The sequence below is a fragment of the Pseudomonas reidholzensis genome (assembly GCF_900536025.1).
In the GTDB taxonomy this organism is placed as follows: Bacteria; Pseudomonadota; Gammaproteobacteria; order Pseudomonadales; family Pseudomonadaceae; genus Aquipseudomonas; species Aquipseudomonas reidholzensis.
In genome coordinates this window covers 41,628-63,406 of the sequence record NZ_UNOZ01000020.1, presented here as the reverse complement: position 1 = coordinate 63,406, position 21,779 = coordinate 41,628, and the positions used below count along the sequence as shown (strand labels likewise).

General features: G+C 63.8%; 29 protein-coding genes. 11 read left to right on the top strand and 18 right to left on the bottom strand.

What is annotated here, in order from left to right; translation table 11 throughout:
* Positions 1-103 precede the first annotated feature (103 nt).
* Together CCOS865_RS15090 and CCOS865_RS15085 are read right to left on the bottom strand one after the other, a co-directional pair.
* Positions 104-958 carry a hypothetical protein gene (locus tag CCOS865_RS15090; RefSeq protein WP_244216123.1) on the bottom strand — a complete coding sequence of 285 codons (855 nt, stop codon included), beginning with the start codon at positions 956-958 and terminating at the stop codon, positions 104-106.
* 93 nt (positions 959-1,051) lie between these two features.
* Positions 1,052-1,669, bottom strand: a complete 618-nt coding sequence (locus tag CCOS865_RS15085) for a hypothetical protein (RefSeq protein WP_119142181.1) — start codon at positions 1,667-1,669, stop codon at positions 1,052-1,054.
* Between the two features lie 159 nt (positions 1,670-1,828).
* On the opposite strand from CCOS865_RS15085, the gene CCOS865_RS15080 reads away from it, so the two are divergent.
* On the top strand, positions 1,829-2,227 hold the full coding sequence (locus CCOS865_RS15080) for a hypothetical protein (protein ID WP_147406514.1): 399 nt from the start codon (positions 1,829-1,831) through the stop codon (positions 2,225-2,227).
* A gap of 159 nt (positions 2,228-2,386) precedes the next feature.
* Here the strand turns inward: CCOS865_RS15080 and CCOS865_RS28570 are convergent, their stop codons facing one another.
* The 5 genes from CCOS865_RS28570 to CCOS865_RS15055 form a co-directional block, all read right to left on the bottom strand.
* Positions 2,387-2,902: a TonB-dependent receptor domain-containing protein gene (locus tag CCOS865_RS28570; protein WP_119142177.1), complete on the bottom strand. Its 516-nt coding sequence runs from the start codon at positions 2,900-2,902 to the stop codon at positions 2,387-2,389.
* Positions 2,842-3,630, bottom strand: a complete 789-nt coding sequence (locus tag CCOS865_RS28565; RefSeq protein ID WP_119142175.1) for a TonB-dependent siderophore receptor — start codon at positions 3,628-3,630, stop codon at positions 2,842-2,844. The genes CCOS865_RS28570 and CCOS865_RS28565 overlap by 61 nt, the downstream gene beginning before the upstream one ends.
* A 6-nt stretch (positions 3,631-3,636) precedes the next feature.
* Entirely contained in the window at positions 3,637-4,911 is a 1,275-nt protein-coding gene (locus CCOS865_RS15065) for a TonB-dependent siderophore receptor (RefSeq protein ID WP_119142173.1), read from the bottom strand.
* A gap of 99 nt (positions 4,912-5,010) precedes the next feature.
* Positions 5,011-5,952: a FecR domain-containing protein gene (locus CCOS865_RS15060; RefSeq protein WP_119142171.1), complete on the bottom strand. Its 942-nt coding sequence runs from the start codon at positions 5,950-5,952 to the stop codon at positions 5,011-5,013.
* The gene (locus CCOS865_RS15055; RefSeq protein ID WP_119142169.1) at positions 5,949-6,476 is read right to left on the bottom strand and encodes a sigma-70 family RNA polymerase sigma factor; all 528 of its coding nucleotides are present in this window, start codon (positions 6,474-6,476) and stop codon (positions 5,949-5,951) included. The genes CCOS865_RS15060 and CCOS865_RS15055 overlap by 4 nt, the downstream gene beginning before the upstream one ends.
* A gap of 204 nt (positions 6,477-6,680) precedes the next feature.
* Between CCOS865_RS15055 and CCOS865_RS15050 the strand changes: the two genes are divergently transcribed.
* The 4 genes from CCOS865_RS15050 to CCOS865_RS15040 all read left to right on the top strand — a co-directional run bounded on the left by CCOS865_RS15050 (position 6,681) and on the right by CCOS865_RS15040 (position 8,185).
* A complete protein-coding gene (locus CCOS865_RS15050) occupies positions 6,681-6,869 on the top strand; it encodes a hypothetical protein (RefSeq protein WP_119142167.1) in 189 nt (62 codons plus the stop codon).
* Positions 6,870-6,990: 121 nt separating this feature from the next.
* The gene (locus CCOS865_RS28215) at positions 6,991-7,158 is read left to right on the top strand and encodes a hypothetical protein (RefSeq protein WP_167469065.1); all 168 of its coding nucleotides are present in this window, start codon (positions 6,991-6,993) and stop codon (positions 7,156-7,158) included.
* Positions 7,159-7,161: 3 nt separating this feature from the next.
* Complete coding sequence (locus tag CCOS865_RS28760) at positions 7,162-7,938, top strand: purine nucleoside phosphorylase YfiH/LACC1 family protein (RefSeq protein ID WP_119142165.1); 777 nt, start codon at positions 7,162-7,164, stop codon at positions 7,936-7,938.
* A gap of 64 nt (positions 7,939-8,002) precedes the next feature.
* Positions 8,003-8,185: a hypothetical protein gene (locus CCOS865_RS15040; RefSeq protein WP_119142163.1), complete on the top strand. Its 183-nt coding sequence runs from the start codon at positions 8,003-8,005 to the stop codon at positions 8,183-8,185.
* A 58-nt stretch (positions 8,186-8,243) separates the two neighbouring features.
* Here CCOS865_RS15040 and CCOS865_RS28560 read toward each other — a convergent pair whose 3' ends face one another.
* Positions 8,244-8,378, bottom strand: coding sequence for a hypothetical protein (locus CCOS865_RS28560; protein ID WP_279630129.1), 135 nt, complete (start codon positions 8,376-8,378; stop codon positions 8,244-8,246).
* A 149-nt stretch (positions 8,379-8,527) separates the two neighbouring features.
* Here CCOS865_RS28560 and CCOS865_RS15035 point away from each other — a divergent pair, with 149 nt between their 5' ends.
* The 3 genes from CCOS865_RS15035 to CCOS865_RS15025 all read left to right on the top strand — a co-directional run bounded on the left by CCOS865_RS15035 (position 8,528) and on the right by CCOS865_RS15025 (position 10,206).
* Positions 8,528-8,911, top strand: coding sequence for a hypothetical protein (locus CCOS865_RS15035; protein WP_119142161.1), 384 nt, complete (start codon positions 8,528-8,530; stop codon positions 8,909-8,911).
* 68 nt (positions 8,912-8,979) lie between these two features.
* On the top strand, positions 8,980-9,621 hold the full coding sequence (locus CCOS865_RS15030; protein ID WP_147406513.1) for a hypothetical protein: 642 nt from the start codon (positions 8,980-8,982) through the stop codon (positions 9,619-9,621).
* 84 nt (positions 9,622-9,705) lie between these two features.
* Positions 9,706-10,206 carry a methylated-DNA--[protein]-cysteine S-methyltransferase gene (locus tag CCOS865_RS15025; protein ID WP_119142157.1) on the top strand — a complete coding sequence of 167 codons (501 nt, stop codon included), beginning with the start codon at positions 9,706-9,708 and terminating at the stop codon, positions 10,204-10,206.
* A 10-nt stretch (positions 10,207-10,216) separates the two neighbouring features.
* Here the strand turns inward: CCOS865_RS15025 and CCOS865_RS15020 are convergent, their stop codons facing one another.
* Both CCOS865_RS15020 and CCOS865_RS15015 read right to left on the bottom strand, forming a co-directional pair.
* Positions 10,217-10,459, bottom strand: a complete 243-nt coding sequence (locus CCOS865_RS15020) for a hypothetical protein (RefSeq protein ID WP_119142155.1) — start codon at positions 10,457-10,459, stop codon at positions 10,217-10,219.
* Positions 10,456-11,199 carry a carbon-nitrogen hydrolase family protein gene (locus CCOS865_RS15015; RefSeq protein WP_119142153.1) on the bottom strand — a complete coding sequence of 248 codons (744 nt, stop codon included), beginning with the start codon at positions 11,197-11,199 and terminating at the stop codon, positions 10,456-10,458. Before CCOS865_RS15015 ends, CCOS865_RS15020 begins: the two co-directional genes overlap by 4 nt.
* Before the next feature lie 90 nt (positions 11,200-11,289).
* On the opposite strand from CCOS865_RS15015, the gene CCOS865_RS15010 reads away from it, so the two are divergent.
* On the top strand, positions 11,290-11,811 hold the full coding sequence (locus tag CCOS865_RS15010; protein WP_119142151.1) for a DUF2867 domain-containing protein: 522 nt from the start codon (positions 11,290-11,292) through the stop codon (positions 11,809-11,811).
* A 6-nt stretch (positions 11,812-11,817) separates the two neighbouring features.
* On the opposite strand, the gene CCOS865_RS15005 is transcribed toward CCOS865_RS15010, so the two are convergent.
* The gene (locus tag CCOS865_RS15005; protein WP_119142149.1) at positions 11,818-12,333 is read right to left on the bottom strand and encodes a DUF3016 domain-containing protein; all 516 of its coding nucleotides are present in this window, start codon (positions 12,331-12,333) and stop codon (positions 11,818-11,820) included.
* Between the two features lie 76 nt (positions 12,334-12,409).
* Here CCOS865_RS15005 and CCOS865_RS15000 point away from each other — a divergent pair, with 76 nt between their 5' ends.
* Positions 12,410-13,105, top strand: coding sequence for a metallophosphoesterase (locus CCOS865_RS15000; RefSeq protein ID WP_119142147.1), 696 nt, complete (start codon positions 12,410-12,412; stop codon positions 13,103-13,105).
* Here the strand turns inward: CCOS865_RS15000 and CCOS865_RS14995 are convergent.
* Both CCOS865_RS14995 and CCOS865_RS14990 read right to left on the bottom strand, forming a co-directional pair.
* Entirely contained in the window at positions 13,083-13,697 is a 615-nt protein-coding gene (locus tag CCOS865_RS14995; protein WP_119142146.1) for a LysE family translocator, read from the bottom strand. The two genes, CCOS865_RS15000 and CCOS865_RS14995, sit on opposite strands and share 23 nt — an antisense overlap.
* 203 nt (positions 13,698-13,900) lie before the next feature.
* The gene (locus tag CCOS865_RS14990; RefSeq protein ID WP_119142144.1) at positions 13,901-14,737 is read right to left on the bottom strand and encodes an AraC family transcriptional regulator; all 837 of its coding nucleotides are present in this window, start codon (positions 14,735-14,737) and stop codon (positions 13,901-13,903) included.
* 148 nt (positions 14,738-14,885) lie between these two features.
* Here CCOS865_RS14990 and CCOS865_RS14985 point away from each other — a divergent pair, with 148 nt between their 5' ends.
* Positions 14,886-15,509 carry a LysE family translocator gene (locus CCOS865_RS14985; protein ID WP_119142142.1) on the top strand — a complete coding sequence of 208 codons (624 nt, stop codon included), beginning with the start codon at positions 14,886-14,888 and terminating at the stop codon, positions 15,507-15,509.
* Here the strand turns inward: CCOS865_RS14985 and CCOS865_RS14980 are convergent.
* The 5 genes from CCOS865_RS14980 to hbdH form a co-directional block, all read right to left on the bottom strand.
* Complete coding sequence (locus tag CCOS865_RS14980) at positions 15,506-17,962, bottom strand: autotransporter family protein (protein ID WP_167469064.1); 2,457 nt, start codon at positions 17,960-17,962, stop codon at positions 15,506-15,508. The genes CCOS865_RS14985 and CCOS865_RS14980 overlap by 4 nt on opposite strands.
* Before the next feature lie 97 nt (positions 17,963-18,059).
* Positions 18,060-18,335, bottom strand: a complete 276-nt coding sequence (locus CCOS865_RS14975; protein ID WP_119142138.1) for a peptidylprolyl isomerase — start codon at positions 18,333-18,335, stop codon at positions 18,060-18,062.
* Positions 18,336-18,369: 34 nt separating this feature from the next.
* On the bottom strand, positions 18,370-20,328 hold the full coding sequence (locus tag CCOS865_RS14970; RefSeq protein ID WP_119142136.1) for an acetoacetate--CoA ligase: 1,959 nt from the start codon (positions 20,326-20,328) through the stop codon (positions 18,370-18,372).
* 136 nt (positions 20,329-20,464) lie between these two features.
* Complete coding sequence (eco, locus tag CCOS865_RS14965) at positions 20,465-20,944, bottom strand: serine protease inhibitor ecotin (protein ID WP_119142134.1); 480 nt, start codon at positions 20,942-20,944, stop codon at positions 20,465-20,467.
* Between the two features lie 55 nt (positions 20,945-20,999).
* Positions 21,000-21,770: a 3-hydroxybutyrate dehydrogenase gene (hbdH, locus tag CCOS865_RS14960; RefSeq protein WP_119142132.1), complete on the bottom strand. Its 771-nt coding sequence runs from the start codon at positions 21,768-21,770 to the stop codon at positions 21,000-21,002.
* Between the last annotated feature and the right edge of the window lie 9 nt (positions 21,771-21,779).

Sequence of the window (21,779 nt, the reverse complement as noted above, 5' to 3'; positions counted from 1 at the left end):
AGCCATACCTTCACAGGTAGTTTTTACCGATTACTTCCGCCATGCGCGCCGGGGAGGCGTTATCGTTGAATAGGGGAAGGCGCTGGCGGTCAGCGCGGGAGGGTCATGGGCAGTTGTTAGCGCCGCAGTTCTGGCAGTCGTTGAGGAATCGGCCGTCCCAGCTGATGAAGCGTCCGCAGCCGTGGCAATTAAGCGGGCGCTCCCAGGCTTTGCGCTGCTTCCTGGGCCTCACAAGCTCAATGCCGGTTCCTTGCAGGGCCTCTTTGATATTCATGTCTCGCTTGTGCACCAGGCGCCGGGCCTTTGCCTCGAGGTAAGCCACTGGCCAGATCACTGCCTCCTCGGGCGTATTGCCGATCGCCTGGGCGGCCTCAAGTGTGAGGCGGTGGGCCTTCTCGAATCGGTAGGTATGGCCGATTGGCCAATGGGCCAAGGCAATGTCGTTCCCGTTCCAGTGCCCAGGGATTTGCAGGACAACAGAGCATCCGGGGCTAAGCAGGCCGCGGGCTTCGTCCAGGCTGATGTACTGGTGGTCTACGCCGAGGTGTGCGCGGGCGTCGACGTAGTCCTTCGGCCATGGAATGTCTGTTTCCCAGTGGTCGCAGGCCTGTTCCTGGGTGAACATCTCGGCCTTGTCGAGGTTGGTGGTGTAGCCGCCACCAAGGGCCCAGAAAATAAGGCAGTCACCCGTGTTGGCGCACAGAATGGGCCATTGACTGCGGTGCGGTCTCGATGGGCTACGGTGCCGGCAACCCGTCCTTGTATGCCGGGCTCTTGATCTGATTTCGTCCTTACTGCCATCCCTTTCAAGGTCTTTGTATTTTTCCTGAATCTGTCCTTGGCTCGAGCCCGCTGGGGCCGCTGCGCGCCCCTTTCGCGACACAAGGCCGCTCCCACAGGAGTGCGTGGTGCCCATTTTTTGCTCAATACGCCAAAAATACTGCAAGGCGCCGTCCATGTGGGAGCGGCCTTGTGTCGCGAAAGGGCTGCGTAGCGGCCCCGGCGAGCTCACGCCAAGCGCAATTTCAGAACACCTTGAAAGGGATGGTCCTTACTGAACCGACCCGTTGTACACCGCTGTAGCTGCACCTTCTTTCTTGACGATCAGCTTGTTCCCGTCCGCCAGCGATTCAACATTCTCCGAGCAGCCGTCAACCGATGCCTTGCCGTCGACGGATTCTGTCTTGGTGTCGAAGCTCACCGCGTAAGTCGTGGCAGGGCAGCTGTTGCCGCTTTCGCCTGTGGAAATGACCAGGACGAACTTGTCGGGTCCGAATGCGTAGGCCTTTTCGATCACTACGTACGTCGCGTACTCGGGCTCTTCGAGCACCTGCTCCATGACATCCATGACGCCAGCGCGGGACTGGTAGTTGATGTGCAGACCGTCGAGCGTGAACGGGCCAGCTTCCTCACCCGAGATCAGTAACGGCTGATAAGCGACGCTGGGGGCGGTCGGCGCCAGATTCACCACGGGCTTTGGATTGGCCGCGAGACTTGCCTGAGCATTGGGGCTGGTGCACTGGCCGCTCTCGCAGATACGATCACCTTTGCAGTCGGTGTCTTTGGCGCACTGTGTGACAGCCACGGAGGCTTGGCTGGTATTTTCTGCCGGTTTGTCGCAAGCGGTGAGGGTGAGCGCTAAAAGAGAAAGTGCAAAAAAACGCTTCAAGAGCGAATTCCTTTTCGTGAATGATGGCGTAATAGTATCGCCAATCGGCCCCCGATTGTCTCTGGCCTTCGCACTAGTAGCTGCCAAGGTGTGCTGTCATGGTGAATGCCGAGCCGTGCATCATGATGAATGGACGTGAAGAAGATTGGGAAGAAGCTCATGACTGGACTAACGCGAGAAAACCCGAAGACCATTGCCTTCGTACTGAATTGCTACTTGAGCAACGCGATCAGTACGCTGGAACTACAAACGTGGGCGGCTGATGTTGCAGGATCAGGCATAGCGTATCCCGATTACTTACTGGATCTGACTACGTTTGATGCTCCGCGCTTCCACGTATATGAAGCCTTGGGCTTTAGCCCTGGCCGAACATTTTCAGCCGAGGAAAGCGATGCTATTCATGGCATTGCATACCTCCGTGACCGCAAGGTATATGAAGCCGTAGATAAGGCCCGAGCGTTACAGGCATTGCAGAACCACCCGAGTGTGCGTACGGAATTTGCAGCCGTTTTTCCGTTCATCCAGTCTGGTCATCAGAGTGAATCGGTCGATGGATGAAATCAATGTCTCAGTACTCGCAGCCACGTAAGCAGGTGATCACGAAATATTCACTGTCTGCCTTGGGACCCAAAGCGGCTGTTGGCAAGACGCCGCCAACGGCCGGTGCAGCCGCTCCCCGGCGCGCTGGCGCAGGGGCTTTGCTGGGTTGCTGATGCCCTAGAAGCTGTACTTCACATTGAACATCAGGTTGCGCGGCGCCCCCCAGAACACTGTGCCGCAGTTGCCGATACCACTGTAGTAATGCTTGTCGAACAGGTTGTTGACGTTGACGCTGGCCTTCAGGTCGCGGGTGAAGTCATAGCCGCCCACCAGCCCCACCAGCGCGTAGGACTTCTGCTCGAATTTGGCAGTCGGGTCGTTGATCTCGTACCAGTCTTCATCGCTGGGCTTGAAGAAAGTCGCACTTTGCCAGTAGGCATTACCGCCCACGGTGAACTTGTGCCAATCGCCCTGCAGGCGGTAGTGGGTGGCCAGCTTGAGCAGATGCTGCGGCTGGTTGGTTGCGACCCGCTGGTCATCGGCGTCATGGGATTCGGCAAAGGTGTAGCCTGCCATCACCTGCAGGTCTTTCAGCAGTTCGCCGTTCATTTCCAATTCGACGCCGCGGGTCGTTACGCCTTGCGCAGCCCGATACGCGCTGCTGCCACTCGGGGTGGTACCGCCGGTGAGCACGGCAAGTTGTCCTGTTTGAGTTCGAAGAGCGCCAGGCTGGCGTTCAGACGATTGTCGAAGTAGGCGCCCTTGATGCCGAGTTCAAAGCTTTGCCCGGTGAGCGGGTCGATGGGCTTGCCATCCGCGCCGAGGCTGTAGGCTTGCGGCTTGAAAATGTCGGTGTAGCTGGCATAGACCGTGTGGTAGGCGTCCAGGTCGTAGGTAACGCCGGCGTAGGGCACGATTTCGCTTGAGTTGGTGGCGCTGGCCGGAAGGCGGCGACCCCTGGCGTTGATGGTGTCGATGTCCCACTTATAGTCGACGACCCGTGCCCCGAGGATGACTGCCAGCGCATCGGTCGGCTTGAGAATGGTGGCCGCGAAGCCGACCTTCTGCCGTGCCTCGATATCGAAGGTCGACCACCATTCGAAGTTTCGGGGTCTATCGCCATAGCCGTCCCACTGGAACACATCGCCGATGACGCCATTGGTTACCCCATCCTCGCGGTTGGAGGTGGATTCGGTGTGGGCGATGCTGTAGCCGAACACCGCTTCGTGGGTGCGGCCACCTAGGGCAAACGGGCCGCGGGCATACAGGTCAAGGCCTTTTTCCTTGCTGGTGGTGTTGAACTTGCTCGCGGTGCCTTCGTTGTTCACGGTGCCGGTGGCGGGGTCGATATTACCGCCGATGAAACCATGGGAAATGCTGCCATCGGCCTGGATGGCCTCGCTGCTGATCCCCGAGATCAACTCGCGCTAGCGGTAGTCACGGCTGCTGACCACACCCTTCATGACCCAGTCGTTGTCAAAGCTGTGTGCCAGTTCCACGAAGGCCCGCTGGGTTTCCTGATTGCGCCAGGTCCAGCGGTCTGCTGCGTTGCTGTCACGGTCGAACTTGACGGTACGGCCGTCGAGGAAGAACGCGGGCAAGGCGCCTGTAGTGCTGCCGTTGTCATAGTTTTTCTGCACGTCGTAGCCGACCGTGATGAGCGTGTTTTCGCTCAGGTCGGCCTCCAGCACACCGTAGAACGTGTTTTGCTCGCCGGTGAGGTAGTCGATGTAACTATGCTGGGATTGTGTGCCAGCGACCATTCGGCCTCGGATGTTACCGCTGTCGGTCAGCGGCCCGGCAAGGTCGAGGTCGGCCTGGTACTTGTCCCAGGAGCCTGCACCTGCACCGATCTGGCCTTGCAGCTCACTGGTCGGGCGTTTGCGCACCAGGTTGATGACCCCCGAAGGATTGCCAGAGCCGTTGACCAGACCGGTCGCGCCTTTGAGTACTTCGACCCGGTCGTAGATCAGGCTGTTGCCGATGCTGTAGTTGTCACGCAACGAGCCGCCGTCGGAAGACAGGCTGGGGACGCCATCGAACTGGTAGTTCTCCAGCTTGAAACCACGCGAATAGAAGGTGAACGCCTCGGAGCTTTCCTGGTTGACGGTGATGCCGGGCGTTTGTTTCAGCACCTCGGAAACACTTTGCAGGTTCTGGTCGTCCATCTGCTGGCGGGTGACCACGCTGATTGACTGCGGGGTCTTGCGCAGGCTCAGGTCCAGGCGGGTGGCGGCGGCGGTCGCGCCGGTGGTGTATGAACCGCTACCTTCCGTGGTCAGGCCCAGGCCTTGCCCGGTGATGTTGGTCGCTCCCAGTTGCAGCGCCGTGCCCGCTTGTTGCTGGGGCGCAAGCCCCCAGTTGTTCCCGACTAGCAGAGCCTGCAGCCCGCTACCGGCCAGCAGTTGGGCAAACCCCTGCTCGATGCTGAAGCGCCCCTGCAGGCCGCCGCTATGCCGGCCCTGGGTCAGCGCGGCATCGAACGACAGCAGCACACCGGCCTCACGGGCGAAGCGGTTCAAGGTGGTCACCAGAGGCCCTGGGGGTATGTCGTAGGCGCGGCTGGCCTGATCGGCATGGGCCTGGGCATCCGGCGACAGCAGTGGGGCCAGCAGCCCGGTATGTAGCGCGATCGCGCCGCCAAGTATCAACGACGTAAGGTGTTTGCGCTGCGGGAATGGGCAGGTTGTATTTCTGGGCATGACAGCTCCTTCAAATGCCTGTTTGGGCGGTTTGCAGGAGAGCTCGTATGAGCGTGTCCAATCCGACAATGCGATTGCGAATATTTTTCACCTGAGTCTTCAACTCATCGGGGTAAGCCGGGTCCAGAAGCGCGCGTAGGTGTTGATTTCCAGCTTGAGCGCCTCGGCGATCGCGACCAGGGCGCGATCGGTATCGTCCAATGGATACACGCCGGCCAGCTGCAACCCGGCCACCTCGTCACTGCAGCTCAGCCTCCCGGTACGGTAACGCTGGAGTTCGGCCAGGGCGCGGCGCAGCGGCCAGCCGTCGAGCACCAGTTGGCCTTGGCGCCACTCGGTGCGGGTGAGGTCGGCCAGGCGTGGCTCAGGTAGGGTGCCAGTGTCGAAGGCCAGGGCCATGCCGGCGTCTACCCGCACCTCGCGCTCGCGGGTGGCGGTCTGCACCGCGACGGCGTGTTCGATGACGATCAGTTCGGTGCAATCGGCATGCAACCGCACATTGAACCGGGTGCCCAAGGCGCGCATGTCGCCATGCACGGTGCGCACGTGCAGGGGGCGTGGGTCAGTGGCGGTCTGCACGACGATCTCACCTTCGATCAGCACGATCAGGCGCTGACCTGCGCTGTAGCGGATATCCACGGCAGACGCGGTATTGAGCGTCAGTCGCGTGCCGTCTTGCAGGGTCAGGCTGCGGCGCTCGCCCGTCGCCGTGCGCTGATCGGCCAACCAGGTGGGCGCGTTGCGGTATCCCGTCAAGGCGACGCCTGTAACCCCAAGGCCGAGTACCAGCCCCTTGAGCAGCGTACGCCGTCCAGGTTCGACCTGCCCTGCGGCGAGGGTGTGTCGTGCCAGCGGGCCGGGTATGCCGACAAGACCCGCCTGCAGTTGCCCCAGGCGCCCCCAGGCCCACCCGTGCAGAGGGGACTGGTCGAGCCAGGCTTGCCACTGCGCACGGCGTTCTGCGCAGTCAGGGGCTGCATGCAGCCGGGCATGCCACTGCGCCGCTTCGCGCAGGGCCTGGCGTTGCTCCGACGGGTTCACAGCTGCGCGTCGAAGGCAAACAGCAGGCAGTGCTCCGTCGCCTTGGCCATGTACTTGGTCACTGAGCTGACCGATACACCGAGGCGCTGAGCAATCTGTGGGTAGGTCAAGCCATCGAGTTGAACGTAGATGAAGGTGTCACGAACGTTCTGGCCCAGCCCGTCGAGCATGGTGTTCAGTTGCATCAGGGTTTCCAGCATCAGCAGGCGCTGTTCCGGCGAACACTCCTCGAGGAGCGGCTGACTGGCGAGGTATTCCAGGTACGCATGCTCCAGGTTACGTCGACGCAACTGGTCGATCATCACCCGCCGCGCGACCGTAGCCAGAAAGCTTCGGGGCTCAGTCAATGGCTGGCGCAGAGCGCTGCTGATCAGGCGCAGGAAGGTGTCCTGGGTGATATCGGCCGCTCGATCTGCATCACCCAGGCGCCGACGGATCCAGCCTCTGAGCCACTGGCTGTGATCGCGATACAGCGCGTGCATGTCATCTTGAGGGGATGCTGCGGGCGGCAGAGGGTGGGACACCTGGATCTTCCTGATTAAAAGGTGCGGATAAGAATTGATCGCAATTATAAGCGAGAGAGGGAGGTTTGCAATCCGTGACGATTGCGGCTGTCGCTCATCGTAACGTATGTAGTGTTGCGCTAAGAACCTTAAGGGTACAGGGTGCTTCTCGTGGCGATACGCCGATCACGAAGCGTGAAGCCTGAAGCCTGCCAAGGAGGACGGATGAACGAGATAGAAGAACTTGAGCTTGAGAAACTGCAAGCGGAAGTTCACAAACTCACCGCCGAGGCCAGAAAGCTGATCGCCGAGTCCAGCAAAATGAAGCGGGAAACCATGTTCTACCCGTTTGTAGCGGTAGGAGGGGCAGTTACTGTGATCGTCACCGCAGCCGCCTTCCTCCACAAGTTCTAACGTCAAGACCCTGGAAATCAGGGCTTGCGCCAGCGGGCTTGAGCCTTGCCCCGGTTCGGGCGACATCGTCGATACAGGGGCTTGCGATAGACGTCACGCGAGACCCCAAGTGAGGTAGACCATGAGTCACGAGCAAGTTATCAAGCAGATGCGGGAAGACCTGACTCGATTGGGCAACGAGGTTCGCAACGGCCCTCAGCACGAAACTCGCAGCATGCTCCTTTCGGCCGCCGCCGGCGCAGTGTTCGCGCTTACGGTGAGCTGGCTAGCATTCAAGGTCCTGTTCTGACTGATGACCGCTCCGCAGATGCTTTTCAGTTGGGAGATCTGCATGCCTTTTCTTTCTGAAAATCTGGCCGCGCTACCTGGCCTCTCGCACGCATTCGCTTGCGCAGATGACGTTGATAAACCACACGATCTTTTCTATTGCGCCCAAAACCACGGGGCCACGATCATCGAAGTCGGTCAGGAGCATGAAGCAGGCGTAATCGCTGGTGATGCGGTCTACACGCGCACCTCACGCCCTATAGGAATTGTTACGGCTGATTGCTTACCCATCTTCATAGGCTCTGAAACCGAGCCGTTCGTTGCCGCCATACATGGTGGCTGGCAGGGATTAGCGGCGGGGATAATCGAAACCGCTTTCGATACTTTCCGTTCAGCCGGTGTTTCTGTGGACGATTTACAGATCGCCTTGGGTCCCGCCATACACTCATGTTGCTATGAAGTAAGTACTCCCCTGGTCGACACGATTGAGGACACCCATGGGCACTTATGGCGCGCAAGGCCCAGGCCTTGGTCAACATCTCGCAAGCAAGCAGGGCAGGTGCCGCATGCTGATCGTGCGACTGCGAGCCACGGCGAGGCTTGGCTAGATCTATCATGTTACTGCCGTTACCTGTTGGGGGCAGCCGGCATTAACTCCGCCCAGATACAAACCTCCCAAGTCTGCACCTATTGCGCAGGCCCTGAGTGGGGCAGCTACAGGCGAAGAACCGACCGCAGCGAGCAGAAGAAATTCCAATATTCCTGGATCAGCCTAGGCTCAAGCGATAGCGAGCGAGTTTAGCTGCGCATCAGCCACAGGATGGGGTAGGGTATCTGCTCCGGATTGTTCAACCGAAGGATCGACCATGAGCAGGACCACCAACACCCCGTTTTACTTCACCGGCATCCCCCTGCTGTCAATCGGCGCGGCCTTCGCTGCAGTTGGCGCTTCAGGCCAGACTGCGTTCGGCTGGATAGCCGCAGGGCTGCTGATCCCCGGTGCCCTCTTGCTGATCGCGGGCGCCTGGCGCAACCGCCGGCAGGCCTGAGTCGTACACAGATTTCAGCCGACATAGAGCAAAGCCCGTTCGAACTGCCGAAAGCGAGCTACCGCACCTCACACGTCCACTTGTGATTACAGCGATAAGGCGTCCGGGTAAACCGTACCTGGACCAGCCGAGTCAGGCCGCGCTTGGCCAAGGCTTCGGTGAGCTGGGTGAGTGTCTCTGCTTCGATAGTCATCACTGTTACCTCTTCAGATTACCGTGCTCATAGGTGTCGACCGGGCAGGTACGCGCAGAATTCAATCGGATTCGGTTGGGCGCTTGTCCCGCACGCTAGATGCCCGCACACCCGAGTGCTAGCCTTGCGCTTTTTAGTGAAGGACCACTATGACTACCAAACTGCTGTCCGCCACACTTTCCTGCATCTGCCTGCTCACCTGCGCGTCCGCTCTGGGCTGGACCAAGGAAGGCGAGACGCTGGTCTTTCATGGTGGGGAGGTAGATCACTGCTCTGCACTCGCCGTGGAGGCCGCCGCGATCATGTACGGCCGGCAAAACAACGAACCGCCTCACTACGAACGCGATGCCTATCACCCGCCTACTGCTTCAACACTGAGCTTGCGCGACAGCCTCTCCAAGCTCGTCCTTGCCTATCCCGTACGAGACACCGAGGCAGAAAAGAACAAGGACCTGCAAGACTTCATCAATATGGCCAGGGGCACGTGCGTGAAGGCTTATATAGAGTCAGTCCCACCCAGCTCGCCCAACTAGTCCGGCGACAAACTGCCCCGCGATTCCAGTAGTATCCCCACTCTCTGCTTCGTTCAAGGAAGGCGCGCGTGTTGAAAGGAATCCCCATGACCCTCAAGGCCAGCGTCCTGGCCTGCCTGTGCCTGGCAGCAGCGCAACCCGCCCTGGCCGGCGATGACAAGACCCGCGTGCTGGTGGCCAAGCGTTGGTACACCGAAGCGTACGTCCGCCAGCACCTGGCGAAGGTCAGCGCGGCGCAGTACGGCAATGTGTTCCACCCCAGTATCGCCTACCACTACGCGGCCAATGCGCCCGCCACTGGCGGCAAAGGTGATCGGTTTATCGCGTTGGACATGTCGACGCGGCATGGCGGAGCGGTGCGCTGGAGTGCCGAGCGCGAGGCCAGAGGCTTGAGCAGCGTCACGGACGAGGAGTGCCTGAGCGTGATTGGCGCCTCGCTGGCGAGCCTGAAGTTTCAGGTCAAGCGCGAGCTTACCAGGAGCCGAGCACGTGCCAAAAGCGCGGTGATCACCGAAATACGCAGCGGCGCGCTGAAATCTGCGCCCTTGGACCTGAACGTCAACCGCGGCCGGCCGATCACGATCATTCCGCCGGAGGGCGAAGGGCGCCTGTTGTGCAATGTCTACAAATCGAGCCGGGGCAGCATGGGGATTACCTACGACTATTCCGTGGTGCTCACTGCGTCAGGGTTCTACATGCAGCCCCGCTGAATAAGGTCAGCAAGAAAACGGATGCGTGTGTCGGACCGAGTGGGTAGAGTTTCAGCAGCATCCGCACTTCCTCGGGAACCCTTCATGTCCAGTGCCTTCACCCTCATGCAATCGCCGGTTGGCACCCTGACACTGGTCGCCCGCGGCGACCGGCTGGCCGCGGTGCTCTGGGAGCAGGAGCGGGAAAACCGGGTGCGCCTGGGCGTGCTTCACCGTGATGACGAGCACCCGGTGTTACGCCAGACCGCGCGGCAACTGGGTGAGTACTTTGCCGGGCAGCGGCAACGTTTCGAGCTGGAACTGGACTTCGCCGGTAGCGACTTTCAGCGCCAGGTCTGGGCCGCGTTATTGACCATACCGTTTGGCGAAACGCGCAGCTACGGCGATATTGCCCGGCAGATCGGCAACCCCAGCGCCGTGCGCGCGGTGGGGGCGGCCAACGGGCGTAACCCGATTTCGATCATCGCGCCGTGTCACCGGGTGATCGGCGCTTCGGGGAGCCTGACGGGCTTTGCCGGGGGGCTGCAGGCCAAGCAGTTTCTGCTGGCGCTGGAAGGCCGTGAGAGCCTGGCGCTCGCCTTCTGACCCACTGCCCTCAACTGAGCCAGAACGCCACCAGGCAAAGCGCCAGTGCTACAACGCTGCCTGCCAGCAGGGTGTACTGGTGATGCGCGCGCCGCGCATGCTGCTCCACCGCTCGCAGATACTCACCCGGCGACGGCGCTTCAGGCCGATGGCGCAGCCCGTCGGCGAGATCGGCAAGGCGGCCGCGGATCAACAGGCCAACCAGGTACCAGGTGCAGCCATAGCTGGACAGGGCCAGCAGCAGATACTTCATGCCGGCAGCCCGGTCAGCGTGATCGCTTCGGCGCTGGCATGGGCCGTGTCGAGCAACACCAGCCCCTCGCTGTGCTCGTCAAGGCACGCCAGCAGCCGACCTTGGCTGTCCCAGCAGGCGGAGCCGCCCGCGCCGACGAAGGTGTCCGCAGCGCCAACGCAGTTGCACAGCAACACCGGTAGGCCCAGGCGCTGGGCGACGTGAGGGTAGTGCTCGTAGCCTTCCGTGATGCCCTTGGCCGTCTTGGCCACGCTCACCAGATACACCTCGGCACCCAGCTGGTGGGCCGCTTCGGCGTGTTCCAGAAACATCGACTCATAGCAGATAGCCGGTGCGATCCGCAGGCCACCAGCATCGAACAGCAGCGGTTGATCGCCCGCAACGAAAAACGGCAGTTCATCGGCGTGCAGGCGCTGCTTGGCGTAGTTCAGTCGCGCTGCGCCTGGGCGCAAGATGGGCATGCCGATGCGTACACCTTCGGCCGCTGCCAAGGGCAGGCCGAGTGCGACACTGATGCCGTGGCGATCGCACAGCGCCTGCAAAGGGTCTAGCAGCGACGCGTCAGCGGGCTGAGCCAGTTCACGCGCCAGGCTTGGTTCATAGCCACTGAGCGACAGCTCGGGAAACACCACCAGTTCAGCGCCCAACTGCGCCGCCCGTTCGATGCAGAACAGATGACGGCGCAGGTTGCCCGCCAGGTCGCCTTTGCGTGAGGCCAGTTGCACGGCACAGAGCTTCATGGAGGATCCTTCCTTGGCGATGGTTGAGGGTCGAGGATACTATCGGCCAGATCACGCACACCAGCGCGATCTGGCCGATTTCACCCAAGGATGATCAACGTGATTCAAGCTGCCACCATACCCGCCCATTCGCTGATTCAGCCCTACGCCGCACGGGCGGGGTTTCGCCACTGCCAGGTGATTACCCTGGATGACCGGGGGCTGCCGGCGATGGCGCACTTTCTCCGGCTGATGCGGCGCATGCCTGGCTGGATCGACAGCCTGATGGTGCTGCGCAATCGCCTGGTCAACCTGCTCGGGCTGAAGGACCTGGGGCGGCTGACCGGCGTGGACGCGGCGCGCAGCCCCGACAGCTACCAGCCGGGCGAGCGGGTAGGGATCTTCACCCTGGTGACTAACACCGACGACGAAGTGCTGCTGGTCGACAGCGACCGCCACCTGGATGTGCATATCGCCCTGATGCGCCGCCCCGGGCCGCAGCCGGGTCAGTGCCAGGTGCTGGTCACTACCGTGGTGCGCACGCACAACCTGCTGGGCAGGCTGTACATGCTGCCGGTGGCGCCGTTTCACCGGCTGATCACGCCGATTGCCTTGCGCCGGTTGCGCGACTGAGCCGCGTCAGGACGTCGGTTTGGCCGCGAAGCGCTGACGGAACCAGTCGTTGAGCATGGCCTTTTCGGCGTACAGGCGGTCGCTGCTGCTGACCTGCCGGCCCGGCCGGCTGAGGTACATCTTGTCGCTGACCCGTTCCTCGGCTTGCTGGTCGGGGCGCCCGGGTTGGCTGAGGGTGTAGCTGAGGTCGATGGTCGGCCAGGTGATTTCGCGCATGAAGCGCACGTCGTAGGCGTAGCTGTTCCAAGGCTCGAAACGCCCGGCCAGGTCAACGTCGCGGATGTCGATGCGCAGCTGCTGGCCAGGCTGCAGGTAGCGCTGGCCGAGGGTTTGCAGGTGCTGGGTGAGCGCCTTGATCACTTCGGCGTCGGCGCCGCGCTCGTAGCCCTGGCTGTTCAGGCTGGCGTCGCGAAATTTTTCCGGGTGATCGAAACGGACCTCGACCCGCGCGGTCGAGATGCCATGTGCCATGCTGTTGGATGCCAGCACCATCACTGCGGCACAGGCGAGTGCGGTACGCATGATGCACCTCCGGGTGCGGACGGCTTACCGTTCCATTCTACGCCTGGGACCGGCGCAGTAGCAGAGGGCCGTTGCAATGAACCGTTTTCAGCGGGTAGCCGCCAATCGCAAGGGCCGCGACCTTGCCGTGGGGGATATCCATGGGCACTTCCTGCGCCTGCAGGCGTGCCTCGACCAGGTCGGTTTCGACCCTGAAGTGGACCGCCTGTTCAGCGTCGGCGACCTGGTGGACCGGGGGCCGTACAGCGAGCAGGCGCTGGAGTGGCTGGCCCGGCCGTGGTTCCATGCCGTGCAAGGCAACCACGAGGCGCTGGCGGTGACCTACCTGCACGGCGGGCGACTGGACCTGGACATGTACCGCGCCGCGGGCGGCGGTTGGTTCCTGGACCTGCCCAGCGCCGAGCAGCTGCGCTTCGTCGACATCTTCCTCACCCTGCCGATCGGCATGGAGGTGGTCACCCGCAATGGCCTGGTCGGCCTGTTGCATGCCGACAGCCCGTTCGCCGACTGGCCGACCCTGCGTGACAGCCTCGAGGCCAGGGACGACGCCGAGGTGCGTGAGGTCTGCCAGTGGTCGCGGCGGCGCCTGCGCGAGGGTGATACGCACGCGGTGGCCGGGTTGCACGCCTTGCTGGTCGGGCATACGCCGGTCCTCCAGGTAAAGCAGCTGGGCAACGTCTGGCACCTGGACACCGCCGGCTGGAGCAGCGGCCATTTCAGCCTGCTGGACCTCGACCGGCTGGCCGTGGTCAGCCCCATGCCAGGTGCATGAGCACGGCGCTGGCCAGCAGGATCAGCATCACGCCTGAGGCGCGTTCCAGCCAAGGCAGCGCCCGGGTGAAGCGGCGCAGCACATGGCGATTGCCGATCGCCGCGGCCACCAGCAGGTCCCAGAGCAGCACGATGGCGAACATCCAGCTGGCATAGGCGAGCTTCCAGCCTGTACTGCTGGTGGCCAGCATGCTTGCCAGGCTGGCGTAGAACAGAGCGTTCTTGGGGTTGAGGATGCCGGAAGCGAAGCCCATGCCGAGGCTCGCGACCCAGCCGTGAGTGGGCTTGCCGCCGTCGAGGGTCGCCAGTGGGGTGTGGCCCGCATGGCGCAGGAACAAACCGCCGATGTACAGCAGGTAGACACACCCGGCCAGTTGCAGGGCGATGAACAGGGCACTGCCTTCCTTGAGGATCGACACCCCGGCGAATGCCGCAGCGATGAACACGCCATTGGCCAGTGCGATACCCAGGCAGGCGCCGCTGGCCACCCGCCAACCGGCGTTGACCGAGGTGCGGGCGACCAGGAAGAAGTCCGGCCCGGGCGATAGCAGGGCGAGAAAATGGGCGGTGGCGACGATCAGGAACTGCTCCATGGGCAACGACTACTCCAAGCGGGGAAGTCGCAGTCTGTTGCCTGAGCAGGCGTGAGGTATTGAAGATTATTGCGTGGCGTGGCTGCCGACCTCATCGCGGGTAAACCCGCTCCTACAATAGGCATGTGAGTATTCTGGAGGTTTGCGCTGTACCTGTGGGAGCGGGTTTACCCGCGAAGGGCCCCAAACCAGGCGACCCAAGCTTAACTGGCTGACAGTGGGGGGCTTGCGCCTCGATACTGCCCCGGGGTTACCCCGGCATGCGCCTTGAACACCCGCTGGAAATGACTCTGGTCGGCAAACCCCAGCCGGTAGGCAACCTCGGCCAACTCAAGCCCTTCGCGCAACAACTGCCGCGCCTGGTTGATGCGCGCGTTCACCAGGTACGCATGCGGCGTCAGCCCGGTTGCCGTGCGAAACGCGCGAATCAGTTGGTAGCGGCCCATGCCTGCGCTGCGTGCCAGCGTATCCAGGCTCAGCTCGGCCAGTTCGGCCTGCTCGATATGTTCGATCAAGCCGCGCAGGGCCACCCCGCTGAGTGCGGGAGCCGGCGCCGCCGCGGCGGTCGCACACGCAGAAAAATCATGGTCGCCAATGAACTCGATCAGCGCCGCCTCTTTCTCCACTGCACTGGCCGCCGAAAACAACAGCGCGTTCAGCGCGCAGAACAGCTGATACAGCCCACTCGAGCGGCTGATGCGCGCCGGTTCGCCGCGGGCCCCGGCCTCGCTGCCCGACTCCAGCCGCAGGCGCTGCAACCACTGCGCGTCGATATGCAGCATCTGATAGCTCCAGGCCTGGCCCGCTTCGGGGTTGCAGGCGTGTACCCGCTGCGCCGGCACCAGCACCAAGGTGCCGGGCGTCAGCCGCTCCTCACCCTCGCCGGCGCCGGTAAAACGGCTGAAACCAGCATCGACCGCACCAATGGAGAAGGTCGGATGGCTGTGCGCCTTGTAGCAGGCGCGGCTGTGGCAGGCACGCCGGCTCTCGATGAAGGGCAGGGCCGGGTCGTGCCAGATTTCGCTGCTCGCGGGGTCCATCGATCGCCTGCCGGGCCGTGTGCTGGCCATAGAGAGCTGGAGCCGCAGTCTACCGCCCGGGCACTGTTCCGGCCAATTGCCGTACCACTGTGCTTGACGCCGGCGCTGGCCAGCAGCGAGGCTGCCGGGGTTCTGAAGGAGAATAACAATGGACCTGTCGAGCCTGCTGCTGTTTATCCCCGCCTGTTTCGCCCTGAACATGGCGCCGGGCCCCAACAACCTGCTGTCGCTGCACAACGCCAGCCGCTACGGCCTGCGCACTGCCTGTGTGGCGGGCGGCGGGCGGATCATCGCCTTCAGCGGCATGATCGCCCTCGCGGCGATGGGCCTGGCGGTGGTGCTGCACACCAGCGAATACCTGTTCCTGACTATCAAGCTGGTCGGCGCCGGGTACCTGTTCTACATCGCCTGGCAGTTGTGGCGCGCACCGGTGGGCGAAGCCGCGGTCGGCAGCGACCAGCCCGGTGGCGTGTGGCGGCTGGCGCGGCAGGAGTTCTGGGTGGCCGCAGGGAATCCCAAGGCGATTCTGCTGTTCACCGCCTTTCTGCCGCAGTTCGTGTCGATGGACAGCGCCACGCCGGTGAGCGAGCAGTTCCTCTGGCTGGGCGTACTGTTCCTGCTGCTGGAGTGGGCCGCGATCGCGATCTATGCCGGGCTCGGCGCGTATCTGCAACGCTGGTTCAACCAGCCTGGGCCGCGCCGGGTGTTCAACCGGGTCAGCGCCTCGCTGCTCGGTTGTGCCGGCCTCGGCCTGCTGGCGGTGCGCCGCTAGAACTGCCAGCGCGCCCCGAGGTTGACGCCGCTGCTCTCTTGCTGGCGGCTGTCGAGGTTTTGTGTGTATTGCACCCCGGCGTGCAGGCTCAGGGCCTGGCTGAGCTGGGCGACCACGCCGCTTTCCAGCTGCAGGGCGGTGTAGCGGTAGTCGGTCTTGACGGTGTCCACGTCATCGAAGACCAGGCTATCGCGGCCACCGTCGCCATGCCACAGGTTGAGTTGTGCGTACGGCTGCAGCAGGTGCTTGCCGGTCGTGCTGAAGTCGCCCTGCAGCCGCGCACCCAGCCGCGCCGTCAGCTCGACCTGCGCTTCATGGCGCACCTGCGAAACGCCGTCACTGGCGGTGTCCAGTGACACGTTCTGGGCGATCAGCTGCGCCTGCGGCTCCAGGCTCCAGTGCTTCGACAAGGCGAACGGCTTGCCGCCCTCCAGCGAGGCGGTCCAGGCATCTCCGTCAAGCTTGAGCGTGGTGTCGCGGGTGGAGCGGGCGCGGCCATCGAGGTCGGTGTATTGCAGCACCGCATCCACATAGCCGCCTTGCGGGCCTACCAGCGTCCAGTAGGCGCCGACACTGTCGCCATCGAGCTTGAGGTCACCGACACTGAAGTCCTGCCGCGCCAGGGCGAAACCTTTGACGTCGGCCTCGAGCCGGCTATGGCTGACGTACAGGCCGACGTGCTGGCGGTAGCCGCTGTCGTTGACGTGCACGAACAGGTCCTGGCCCACCTTGAACCCATACAGGTCGCCGTCCAGGCTCGGGCTGACGGTACCGGTCCATTGTTGGCGCAGGGTGCCGCCGTAGGCCTGGCCCCAACTGGCGGACACCATGCCCTGGCCGCCGAGCAATGCCTGGTCGCCCTGGCGCTGGTGGAAGGTGCCGAGGGCTTGCCGGGCGATGATTGCCGCACCGCGTGGCGCCACCGCGTACACCGCGACCTCCGGCCGGTACAGCGGCACGCTCTGGCCGGCAACGGGTGTCGGCAGGTCGGGCTGGCCGGGGGCTGGCGCCGCGATCGGCGGCGCGATGGCCGGCTCGGCCGGTTGCCCCGGCGCCACGGCTGGCGGGGCGGGTGCGGCCACCAGGGTCGAACGCAGGTACCAGCTGTTTTCGCTGCCGGCGGTCACGCCGCCCTTGAACAGGCGGTAGTCGAAGGCACCGGCCGACAGCACTTGGGTCTGGACAAAGGCGGTGGCGCTGCTGGTGGCACCGTCGCGGGCTTCGACCACCTGGATGCCATCGCTGCTGGTCACTGCCCCGGCGCCACCGAGGTTGTTCACCAGCAGTTGTGTGGAACCGCTGATCGCGCCCTGGCTGATCACCAACCGATCCGACGCGGCGCCGTCACCCGCCAGCACGCTGTTCAGTTTGAGGGTACCGTTGTCGCCATGGTAATCCCCCTGGATCAGCAGGCGGCCCTGGGCGTCGTTGCCACTGGCAAGGTCGATCGTGCCGGCATTGTTGACGGTCACCCGCTGGCCGCTGGTAAAGGCGCTGACACTGCCCTGGCGGGCTACCAGGCTGCTGCTGGCGTCGATCTCCAGCACGCCGCTGCCGCTGACCGAGTCGCCGAGCAGCAGCGCGTCGTCCAGGGTCAGGCGGCTGGCCTGGGTCAGTTCGATGCGCTCGAACAGGCTGTACAACGCCCCGCCGTTGGGCTGGCTGGCGACGAATGTCAGGCGGTCATTGCCCTCGCCGCCGTTGATGGCGGTGGTCAGCACGTCACCCCCCAGCCCGCTGATCAGCGCCGTGTCATCACCAGCGCCAAGCTCGACCGTGCCGCCAATGCTGCCGCCGTTCCAGGTGAACTGGTCATTGCCGACACTGAGCAGGATGTTGCCACCCACGCTGCCGCCGTGCACCAGCACCCGATCGTCACCGCCGCTGACCGAGATGTTGCCGCCAATGCTGCCGGCAAAAATCTCCACGTAGTCCTTGTCGAAGGCCGTGATGAGGTTTCGGTCGATGCTGCCGCCGCGCATGATGAAGGTGTTCTCGTCCAGGCGCATGTTGACGTTGCCGATGCGCCCGGCGTCCATCTCGGCGTAGTCACCGCTGTCGAAGGTGCCGACAATCCAGCCGCCGGTCATGCGGAAGGTGTCCAGGCCATCGCCCTGGTTCAGGCCGCCGCGGATGACCCCGCCACTCATGGTGAAGGCGTCGATGCCGGCGCCTTGGTGAACGTCACCGCCGATCACGCCAGAGGCCATGTCGATGCTGTCGCGGCCACCGCCGAAGGTCACGTTGCCGGTGATCTCGCCGGTGCCGCCGGTGGGCAGGCTCAGGCTGTTGTTGCCCGCGCTGTCGTTGAGCGATGCCGCGGAGCCGCTGTCGCAGAGGTGGTTGTCGTTGCCCGGGCCGGGGCTGAAGACGCAGGCGGCCAGGGCCCCCGGCGTCACCAGGTTGAGCAGGGGCAGGGTGGCGACGGCAAGCAGGGTGCGGACGTGAACCATGTGACCTCCAATACTCTCGGTGTGGGCCGAGTTGTATAGAGGTTAGCGGGGTATTGACAACTGACAGAATTGACTGGTGGCCAAGCGCCAGCATCGGTCAATCGCGGTAGAACACCTGCACCAGGTGGTAGCCGAACTTGGACTTGATCGGCCCGTGGATCTCGCGCAGGGCCTTCTTGAAGATCACCTGGTCGATCGAACCCACCAACTGCCCCGGGCGCACTTCGCCGAGGTCGCCGCCGCGCTTGGCCGAGGGGCAGGTGGAAAACTTCTTGGCCAGCACATCGAAGGCCTCGCCCTTGGCGATGCGTTGCTTGAGCTGTTCGGCCTCGGCAGCGGTCTTGACCAGGATGTGGCGGGCTTGAGCTTTCATGGGACACCTGTGTATCGGGCAAAAAAGGGCGCCATTATGCCTGATCGCGCAGCTCTGCGCGGTCGCGAAATTGCGCCAGCGCTTCGGGGTTGGCGAGGGCGTCGGTGTTCTTCACCGGCAGGCCGTGGACCACGTTGCGGATCGCCAGCTCGACCAGCTTGCCGCTGAGGGTGCGGGGGATATCCGTGACCTGGGCGATCACCGCCGGCACATGCCGTGGCGTGGTGTACTGGCGGATCACCTGACGGATGTGCTGGCGCAGGGCATCATCCAGCTGCACGCCGTCGCGCAGCCGGACGAACAGCACCACGCGCACATCGTCGCGCCACTGCTGGCCGATCGCAACGCTCTCGAGCACCTCTTCGACCTTTTCCACCTGGCGGTAGATCTCGGCCGTGCCGATGCGCACGCCGCCCGGGTTGAGCACCGCGTCCGAGCGGCCGTGGATCACCAGGCCACCGTCGGCGTTCTGCTCGGCATAGTCGCCTTGTGCCCAGACCCCGGCAAACTGGCTGAAGTAGGCGGCCTGGTAGCGGCTGCCATCGGCGTCGCCCCAGAACCCCAACGGCATGCTGGGGAAGTGGCGCGTGCACACCAGCTCGCCTTTTTCGCCGGTCAGCGTCTGGCCGTGTTCGTCCCAGACGTCGACCGCCATGCCCAGCCCCTTGCACTGGATCTCGCCGCGGCGCACCGGCAACAGCGGGTTGCCCAGCACGAAGCAGGAGACGATGTCGGTGCCACCGGACATCGAGGCCAGGCACAGGTCGGGCTTGATCTTGCGGTAGACGTAATCGTAGCTGTGCGGCGACAGCGGCGAGCCGGTCGAAAGGATCAGCCGCAAGCTGTCCAGGCGATGGCTGCTGGCCGGGTGCAGGCCGGCCTGCTCCAGCGCGGCGAGGTACTTGGCACTGGTGCCGAAGGCGCTGATCGCCTCGCCATCGATCAAATCGAGCAGGCGCTCGGGGCCGGGGTGAAACGGCGAGCCGTCGTACAGCACCAGGGTGGCGCCTACGGCCAGGCCGCTGACCAGCCAGTTCCACATCATCCAGCCGCAGGTGGTGTAGTAGAACAGCACGTCGTCGGCCTTGAGGTCGTTGTGCAGACCGTGTTCCTTGAGGTGCTGCAAGAGCACCCCGCCGGCGCGATGGACGATGCACTTGGGCACGCCGGTGGTGCCGCTGGAATACAGGATGTACAGCGGGTGGTCGAACGGCAGCGGGGTGAACTGCGGCTCGCCGGTGGGTTGATAGAAGTCGTCCCACAGGCTCACCTGCGCCGCGGTGAACGCTTCGCTGCGGGCCTCGTCGTGGGTGTAGGGCACGATCAGCAGGTGCTCCAGCCCCGGCAACTGGCTGGCGACCTGGTTGATCTTGTCGACCTGGTCGATGCGCTTGCCGGCGTAGTGGTAGCCGGCGCAGGCGATCAGCAGCTTGGGTTCGATCTGGCCGAAGCGGTCGATGATGCCGTGCACGCCAAAGTCGGGTGACGAGCTGGACCACACCGCGCCGATACTGGCGCAGGCGAGCAGGGCCACCAGCGTCTGCCAGCTGTTGGGCATCACGGCGGCAACGCGGTCGCCGGGCTCGATGCCAAGGGCTTGCAGGGCACGCTGGAAGCCGGCGACATGGGCGGCCAGCTGGGCGTGGGTGAACGTCTCGCGCTGGCCATCCTCACGGATCGCGACCAGGGCAGGGCGGTCGTCGCGGCGGTACAGCAGATGTTCGGCGTAGTTCAGGGTGGCGCCGCTGAACCAGCGGGCGTCGGGCATCTGCGGGCCTTCTTCGAGGACCTGGCTGGCGGGGGTGTGCCAGCGCACGTGGAAGTACTCGGCAAGGGTCTGCCAGAAGGCCGCGCGGTGCTCGATGCTCCAGCGGTGCAGGGCGGCGTAGTCGTTGAGCTGGAGATTGAAACGCAGGTTGACCCGACGGCGGAAGGCATCCATCCGACTGGCCTCGATCCGCGCCGTGGAAGGGCGCCAGAGCACATCGTTCATGCCGTCATCTCCGAGGTGTGCAGTGCATGAACCGGCCTCTTCGCGGGTAAACCCGCTCCCACAAGAACCGCGCAAATCTTCGGAACAGCGCAGTCCCTGTAGGAGCGGGCTTGCCCGCGATGAGGCCGGCCCTGAATTACTCTACTTTAGCCTTTTGTACATCCTTGGACGCCGACCACACGCGATAGCGCACCTCGACGCCCTCCGGCACATACACCACCACCGGCAGCTTGCTGTTGTAGCGCAGCATGAACCCTTCGCCGACCACCGGCACGAAAGCCTCGGTCTTCTTGCCATCGGGGCAGGCCATCAGGGTCGTCGCCGGGCCACCGACCTTGCCCAGGCGGTAGTAGGTATAACCCCAGCCATCCAGGGTCTGCTCTTCCAGGCTACCCGCCAGGCGCTGGCGGTTGCAGTCGACCTGCAGGGTCTTGCCCGCCAGGATTTCCAGCTTGAAGGCAGACTCGTCAGCCTCCTCCGGCAAGTGGATCACCTGCCGGGTAAAGCCTTTTTCCGCGTCGGGATACGGCGCGACGTCCTTCAGCGTGGCAGCCAGCGCCGGGGTAGCGGCGGCCAGGGCCAGGGTAAACATCGCGGTCAGTGGGAGTGGGCGCATAAGGCCTCCTTGCAAATGTGTGAATGCGCGACCGGGCCAGGCTCCAGGCCGGCCCTCACTGGGCCAGCCAGCCGCCATCGACGTTCCAGGCGGCGCCGCGGACCTGGCTGCCGGCCTCGCTGCACAGGAACAATACCAGTTCACCCAGGTGCTGGGGCGTGACGAAGGCCAGCGACGGCTGTTTCTCGGCCAGCAAGTCGGCCTGCGCCTGCGCAGGCTCGGCACCGGCGGCCACACGCGCGTCGATCTGCTTCTGCACCAGCGGGGTCAGCACCCAGCCGGGGCAGATGGCGTTGCAGGTGACGTTGCTGGTGGCGGTTTCCAGGCCGACCACCTTGGTCAGGCCGATCACCCCATGCTTGGCGGCGACATAGGCGGCCTTGCCGGTCGAGCCGACCAGGCCGTGGACCGAGGCGATGTTGATGATCCGCCCCCAACCGCGTGAGCGCATGCCTGGCAGGGCCAGGCGCGAGCCATGGAACACCGCCGACAGGTTGAGCGCGATGATCTTGTCCCAGGCCTCGACGGGAAACGCCTCCAGCGGCGCCACGTGCTGGATGCCGGCATTGTTGACGAGGATGTCGACCCCGCCGAACTCGCGCTCGGCCAGGGCAAACAGCGCCTCGAGCTGCGCGACGTCAGCGAGGTCGGCCGCAGAGTGGCTGACCTTGACGCCGTGCCGGGCAATCTCGGCCAAGGCCGGCTGCGGATCGCCGAAGCCATTGAGGATGATGTTCGCCCCCGCAGCGGCCAGTACCTGGGCAATGCCCAGGCCGATGCCGCTGGTGGACCCGGTAACCAGTGCAGTCTTGCCTTTGAGCGTCATGCCAAAGCC

Coding starts and splice junctions, on each gene's coding strand:
- CCOS865_RS15090 (WP_244216123.1), bottom strand. CDS start 958: ATGGACGGCGCCTTGCAGTATTTTTGGCGTATTGAGCAAAAAATGGGC.
- CCOS865_RS15080 (WP_147406514.1), top strand. CDS start 1,829: ATGACTGGACTAACGCGAGAAAACCCGAAGACCATTGCCTTCGTACTG.
- CCOS865_RS15065 (WP_119142173.1), bottom strand. CDS start 4,911: ATGCCCAGAAATACAACCTGCCCATTCCCGCAGCGCAAACACCTTACG.
- CCOS865_RS15050 (WP_119142167.1), top strand. CDS start 6,681: ATGAACGAGATAGAAGAACTTGAGCTTGAGAAACTGCAAGCGGAAGTT.
- CCOS865_RS28215 (WP_167469065.1), top strand. CDS start 6,991: ATGAGTCACGAGCAAGTTATCAAGCAGATGCGGGAAGACCTGACTCGA.
- CCOS865_RS28760 (WP_119142165.1), top strand. CDS start 7,162: ATGACCGCTCCGCAGATGCTTTTCAGTTGGGAGATCTGCATGCCTTTT.
- CCOS865_RS15040 (WP_119142163.1), top strand. CDS start 8,003: ATGAGCAGGACCACCAACACCCCGTTTTACTTCACCGGCATCCCCCTG.
- CCOS865_RS28560 (WP_279630129.1), bottom strand. CDS start 8,378: ATGACTATCGAAGCAGAGACACTCACCCAGCTCACCGAAGCCTTGGCC.
- CCOS865_RS15035 (WP_119142161.1), top strand. CDS start 8,528: ATGACTACCAAACTGCTGTCCGCCACACTTTCCTGCATCTGCCTGCTC.
- CCOS865_RS15025 (WP_119142157.1), top strand. CDS start 9,706: ATGTCCAGTGCCTTCACCCTCATGCAATCGCCGGTTGGCACCCTGACA.
- CCOS865_RS15020 (WP_119142155.1), bottom strand. CDS start 10,459: ATGAAGTATCTGCTGCTGGCCCTGTCCAGCTATGGCTGCACCTGGTAC.
- CCOS865_RS15015 (WP_119142153.1), bottom strand. CDS start 11,199: ATGAAGCTCTGTGCCGTGCAACTGGCCTCACGCAAAGGCGACCTGGCG.
- CCOS865_RS15010 (WP_119142151.1), top strand. CDS start 11,290: ATGATCAACGTGATTCAAGCTGCCACCATACCCGCCCATTCGCTGATT.
- CCOS865_RS15005 (WP_119142149.1), bottom strand. CDS start 12,333: ATGCGTACCGCACTCGCCTGTGCCGCAGTGATGGTGCTGGCATCCAAC.
- CCOS865_RS15000 (WP_119142147.1), top strand. CDS start 12,410: ATGAACCGTTTTCAGCGGGTAGCCGCCAATCGCAAGGGCCGCGACCTT.
- CCOS865_RS14995 (WP_119142146.1), bottom strand. CDS start 13,697: ATGGAGCAGTTCCTGATCGTCGCCACCGCCCATTTTCTCGCCCTGCTA.
- CCOS865_RS14990 (WP_119142144.1), bottom strand. CDS start 14,737: ATGGACCCCGCGAGCAGCGAAATCTGGCACGACCCGGCCCTGCCCTTC.
- CCOS865_RS14985 (WP_119142142.1), top strand. CDS start 14,886: ATGGACCTGTCGAGCCTGCTGCTGTTTATCCCCGCCTGTTTCGCCCTG.
- CCOS865_RS14980 (WP_167469064.1), bottom strand. CDS start 17,962: ATGGTTCACGTCCGCACCCTGCTTGCCGTCGCCACCCTGCCCCTGCTC.
- CCOS865_RS14975 (WP_119142138.1), bottom strand. CDS start 18,335: ATGAAAGCTCAAGCCCGCCACATCCTGGTCAAGACCGCTGCCGAGGCC.
- CCOS865_RS14970 (WP_119142136.1), bottom strand. CDS start 20,328: ATGAACGATGTGCTCTGGCGCCCTTCCACGGCGCGGATCGAGGCCAGT.
- eco (WP_119142134.1), bottom strand. CDS start 20,944: ATGCGCCCACTCCCACTGACCGCGATGTTTACCCTGGCCCTGGCCGCC.
- hbdH (WP_119142132.1), bottom strand. CDS start 21,770: ATGACGCTCAAAGGCAAGACTGCACTGGTTACCGGGTCCACCAGCGGC.